Consider the following 5,748-nt stretch of genomic DNA (forward strand, 5'->3'; position numbering starts at 1 on the left):
CCGCGGCGCCCAGCTCGCCCGCGGCGCGGCGCCACGAGCCCTGCGCCAGCTCGCGCAGCGCCGCGTCATCCAGCAGCGGGCCGAAGGCATAGGGGTCCGCGGTGATCTGCTCCGCGTCGGGCCAGCGGATGGCAAGGCGGTACGAGCTGCCGTCGCCCGGCCGCGCCCAGGGCGCCGGGCCGGCATACAGCCCCGGATCCTGCGCGGCGAGCGGGTGCCGCGCGCCGGTTTCGTCCAGCACGTCCACGCCCAGCGCGCCGGGCGCGAAAACCCGCACCTGGCCGCCGTGCGGGCCCAGCACGGAAAAGGGATCGTTGTGCGCGCCGCAGGCCAGGGCGGCCAGCGCGCCGGGTTCGAGGTCGGTAAAGGCTGCGGCTGACGTCATTGGGCGTTTCCTTGCGCGTCGATGGCGGCCGACATCAGGGTGTCGCGGGCAAGCTCGGTCAGCGCGCACAGCGGGATCGAGATCCAGTCGGGACGGTGGCGGGCTTCATAGCTGACCTCATACGCCGCTTTCTCGATCTGCGCCAGCCGCAGCATGGCGGACTCCTGCTCGCCGTCCAGGGCGAGAGAGCTCGCCCGCGCGCCGCGATAGCCTTCCAGGAAGGCTTCGCTGGCGCGGCGGCGAAAGCGCGCCAGCAGCGCATCGCGCAGCTCCGCCGGCGCATTGGGCGCGCCCGGCGTGTCGGGCGCGCCGGCGGCCGCGTCCAGCGGCGCGCCGCCCACGGTTTCGCTGCGGGCTGCGGCCGCGGCGGCGTAGTCCAGCGAGCGCAGCATGCCCGCCACGTCCTTGCAGGGCGAGGCCAGGGCGCGCCGCGATTCCAGGTTGTTGATGGGCTCGCCTTCGAAGTCGATGAGATAGGCGTCGGTCTGCGCCACCAGCACCTGCCCCAGGTGGAAGTCGCCATGCACGCGCACGCGCAGCGTGCCGGCCTCGGCGCGCGCCAGCCGCGCCACCCGTTCGGCCAGGCGCTCGCGGTGCTCGAAGAACCACTCGGCGCATGCCTGCGAGGGCGTCTCCAGCCGGCCGAGCGCCTGGCGCAGGTCTTGCGCGGCCTGCTCCAGCAGGCCCTGCACCTGGGCCGCGTGCGCGGCCGCGTCGTCGGGCGTGCAGGCGTGCGGACGGAACGCCGGGTCGTCGGTGGGCGTGGCCAGCACGTTGTGCAGCTCGGCCAGGCGCTGGCCGATGGTGGCGGCCATGACCGCATAGCCTTCCATGCCGGCCTCGAATTCGTCGGCGCTCTGGCCCACGAGCAAGGCGTTGGCCAGCGTGCGCTTGAGGTAGTCCAGCGTCCAGCCCCAGGCGTCGCCTTCGTTGACCACGTACTGATGGGCCACCGCCAGCGTGTAGGGTACGCCGTCCGCGTCCACGCGCTGCACTTCGCCCAGCAGCGCGGGCACGTTGGCATAGCCGGCGCGCGTCAGGTGGCGCGTCATTTCGGCCTCGGGCGAGACGCCGCCGCGCACGGTGCGGATCAGCTTGAGAATGAGTTTGCCGTCCACGATCACCGAGCTGTTGGTCTGTTCCGCGCTGATCCACTGCATCGACGGCGGCTCGTCCAGCTCCACCGATTGCAGGCCGGCCTCCGGCAGGAACCGGATGACGCCGGGCTTGTCGCCCGGCTTGCCGGCGTCGCGGCCGTCCAGCTCGCGGCCGGCGCGCAGCGCCCGGACGATGTCGAGCACGAACTCCTCCTGCAGGAAGGCGTCGGCCAGCACGCCGACCTCGGCGCCGCGCCGCACCCGCGCGATGGGGTATTGCACCGCCGCGGCCTCGTCCCACACCAGCATGAAGGGCGCCTGGGCGCGCGCGCCGCCGTCGCCGTCCGCCGGCTCCAGCTCGGCCCAGTAATACTCGCCCCGGCCCTGGGTGAAGGGCGTGGCGTAGACCAGGCGCGCGCGCCGGGGCGGCGTGCTGGCCGGATACCAGCGCTGGCGCGCGAGGTACTGCGGCAGCACTTCGGTTTCCAGGGTGTTGCGCGAGCCGTCGGTCAGCACCGCGCCGCCGCGCGAGCGCAGCACCAGCGTGGGCAGCTCGGGCATCTGCTGCGGCGCGCTGGCGTGCCAGTCCGGCGGCGCGGCGTCCTGGCTCAGGTCCATCCAGTAGAACGCGTAGGGCGGCAGCGTCAGCAGGTAGGGCAGCTCGCCGATGGCGGGGAAGGGCGTGCCTCCCAGCATTTCCACCGGCACCCGGCCGGCGAATTCCTGCAGGTGCAGCTCCACCGGCTGCGCCGCGTTGGACAGGTTGGCCACGCACAGAATGGTGGTTTCTCGCCACTGCCGCAGATAGGCCAGGATCTTGCGGTTGCCGGCAAAGATGAAGCGCAGCGCGCCGCGCCCGAAGGCGTGGCTCTGGCGCCGCTGCGCCAGCAGGCGCCGCGTCCAGTTGAGCAGCGAATGCGGGTCGCGCTGCTGCGCCTCCACGTTGACGGCCTCATAGCCGTACAGCGGCCCCATCAGCACGGGCAGCGGCAGGCGCTCGGGGTCGGCGCGCGAGAAGCCGCCATTGCGGTCGGGCGACCACTGCATCGGCGTGCGCACGCCGTCGCGGTCGCCCAGGTGCACGTTGTCGCCCATGCCGAGCTCGTCGCCGTAGTACAGCACCGGCGTGCCGGGCATGGACAGCAGCAGGCTGTTCATCAGTTCCACCCGCCGCCGGTCGCGCTCGAGCAGGGGCGCGAGGCGGCGCCGTATGCCCAGGTTGATGCGCGCGCGCGGATCGGCGGCGTACACGTTCCACAGGTAGTCGCGCTCGCGGCTGGTCACCATTTCCAGCGTCAGCTCGTCGTGGTTGCGCAGGAAGATGGCCCATTGGCAGGTTTCCGGGATGTCGGGCGTCTGCTTGATGATGTCGGTGATGGGAAAGCGGTCTTCCTGCGCGATGGCCATGTACATGCGCGGCATCAGCGGAAAATGGAACGACATATGGCATTCGTCGCCGGCGCCGAAGTACTCCTGCGCGTCTTCCGGCCACTGGTTCGCCTCGGCCAGCAGCATGCGCCCCGGATACTCGGCGTCGATCACCGCGCGGATCTGCTTGAGCACCGCGTGCGTCTCGGGCAGGTTCTCGTTGTTGGTGCCTTCGCGCTCCACGAGGTAGGGCACGGCGTCCAGCCGCAGGCCGTCCACTCCCATGTCCAGCCAGTAGCGCATGACCGACAGTACTTCCTTGAGCACCTGCGGGTTGTCGTAGTTGAGGTCGGGCTGGTGCGAATAGAAGCGGTGCCAGTAATAGGCGTTGGCCACCGGGTCCCAGGTCCAGTTCGAGGTCTCGGTGTCGCAGAAGATGATGCGCGTGCCGGCGTAGGCCTTGTCGTTGTCCGACCATACGTAGTAGTTGCGCGCGGCCGAGCCCGGCCTGGCGCGGCGCGCGCGCTGGAACCACGGATGCTGGTCGGAGGTGTGGTTGACCACCAGTTCGGTAATCACGCGCAGCCCGCGCGCGTGCGCCGCGCGGATCAGCTTGCGCACGTCGCCCACCGTGCCGTAGTCGGGGTGCACGCCGCGGTAGTCCGCGATGTCGTAGCCGTCGTCGCGCCGCGGCGACGGGTAGAACGGCAGCAGCCAGATCGTATTGACGCCCAGCCCGGCGATATAGTCCAGCTTGGAGATCAGGCCGGGCAGGTCGCCCACGCCGTCGTCGTTGGAATCGAAGAACGATTTCACGTGCAACTGGTAGATGACGGCGTCTTTGTACCAGAGGGCGTCGTCCAGGGGGGCTTGGGTTTCGCTGATCATGATGCCACGCGGTTCAGCCGCCCAGCGACAGGCGCCACAGGCGGTAGGGTTGATCGGGGGAGAGGACGACGCGGCGCGTCTTGCCGCGCCAGGTCTCGCGCGTTTCGGCCAGCAGGTCTTCCGCGGCCAGTTCGCCGGTGTCGGGCTGGCCGAACAGCCACAGCGGCGCTTCTATCCAGGCTTCCTGCGCGCCGTGCGGGTCCAGGCTGATGGCGGCTAGCACCACATTCCCCAGGCCCGGCGTGGCCTTGTAGAAAGCCAGCACCCGGCCGTTGCCGCTTTCCGTCGGCGTATAGCCGCGGTGGGTCTGCAAGGCGGGGTTGGCGCGGCGGATGAGGTTCAGCCGGGTGATTTCGGCGCGGATATTGCCCGGGGCATGCCAGTCGCGCTGGCGCAGCTCGTACTTCTCTGCGTCGAGGTACTCTTCCTTGCCGGGCAGCGCGGCCGATTCGCACAGCTCGAAACCGCTGTACAGGCCCCACAGGCCCGAGCCGGCCGCCGCCAGGGCGGCGCGGATGAGAAAGCCGGGCCGCCCCGAGGTCTGCAGGAACACGGGGTTGATGTCCGGCGTGTTCACGAAGAAGTTCGGACGGAAGAAGTCGGCCGCCGGCGGGGCCGACAGCTCGCGCAGGTAGTCGTCGAGCTCTTCCTTGTCGTTGCGCCACGTGAAGTAGGTGTACGACTGGGTGAAGCCGATCTTGGCCAGCCGGTACATCATCTTCGGCCGGGTGAACGCTTCCGACAGGAAGATCACGTCCGGGTGGCGGGCGTGCACCTCGGCGATCATCCATTGCCAGAACGGCAGGGGTTTGGTGTGCGGATTGTCCACGCGGAAGATGCGCACGCCGTGCTCCACCCAGAACAGCACCACGTCGCGCAGGGCCCGCCACAGCGGCAGCCGGCGCATGTGCCGGCCGGTGGCGCCGTAGAAGGCCACGTTGACGATGTCCTCGTATTTCTTGGGCGGGTTTTCCGCATAGCGCAGCGAGCCGTCCGGCCGCCAGGAGAACCAGTCCGGGTGCTGGGCCAGCCAGGGGTGGTCGGGCGAACACTGGATGGCGTAGTCCAGGGCGAGCTCCATGCCGTGGGCCGCGGCGGCATCCACCAGCCGCAGGAAGTCGTCCAGCGTGCCCAGCGCGGGCTCGATGGCGTCATGCCCGCCATTCGCCGAGCCGATGGCGTAGGGGCTGCCGAGGTCGCCGGGCTCGGCCCGCAGACTGTTGTTGCGCCCCTTGCGGTTGCGCTCGCCGATGGGATGGATGGGCGGCATGTACAGCACGTCGAATCCCATGTCGCGAATGTCGGGCAGCCGCGCGATCACGTCGTCGAAGGTGCCGTGGCGGCCGGGTTCGCGCGCCTGCGAACGCGGGAAGAGCTCATACCAGCTGGCAAAGCCCGCTTCGCGCCGGTCGACCCACAACGGAAAGGGCACGGGGCTTTCCGTCTCGAAGGAGCGTTCGGCCGCTACCCGCATCGCCTGCGCCAGCCCCTCTTCGAGCAGCGCGGGAATGCGGCTTTCGGCGGAATGCGCGGCGTCGTCCTCGAACATCGCCAGCGTCTCGGCCAGCCGCCGCCGCGCATCGTCGTCGTTCAGGTCACCGGCGCGGGCCAGGGCCGCGCGCAGCAGCGCCAGGCCTTCCTGCACTTCCAGGCCGACGTCGGCGCCGGCGCGGTGCTTCACTTCCAGCTCATGGCGGAAGCTTTCCCACGCATCCAGCCACGCGCAGACGGCGAATTCGTGCGGGCCGACGCGGTGCGGCCGGAAACTCGCCTCCCAGCGGTCGTTGGATTCGTGGCGCATGGGCTCGGCGCGCCAGCGCGTCTCGTCGACGGCGCGCCAGCGCAGTTCGGCGGCGATCCGGTCATGGCCGTCCATATAGATGTCGGCCTGCACGGTGACGCGTTCGTGGGCGATGCACTTCACCGCGAAAGCGCCGCCGTCCACCGACGGCGTCACCTGCTCGATGACGATGCGCGCGGCGCGCGCCCTCGGTGCGCGGCCGGCCGCCG

The 5,748-nt window shown here is 70.4% G+C and carries 3 protein-coding genes; all 3 read right to left on the reverse strand.

Translation table 11 applies throughout. From position 1 onward, the window contains the following. The coding region (locus tag AD428_RS16530) for a GlgB N-terminal domain-containing protein (RefSeq protein WP_432205848.1) at positions 1–385 on the reverse strand (385 nt) is incomplete at its 3' end. Beyond that, on the reverse strand, positions 382–3,738 hold the full coding sequence (gene treS / locus AD428_RS16535) for a maltose alpha-D-glucosyltransferase (protein WP_053245901.1): 3,357 nt from the start codon (positions 3,736–3,738) through the stop codon (positions 382–384). The genes AD428_RS16530 and treS, both read right to left, overlap by 4 nt. A gap of 13 nt (positions 3,739–3,751) precedes the next feature. Beyond that, on the reverse strand, positions 3,752–5,748 hold a 1,997-nt coding region (locus tag AD428_RS16540; RefSeq protein ID WP_152968125.1), incomplete at its 5' end, for an alpha-1,4-glucan--maltose-1-phosphate maltosyltransferase.

Source organism: Achromobacter sp. DMS1, from assembly GCF_001270295.1.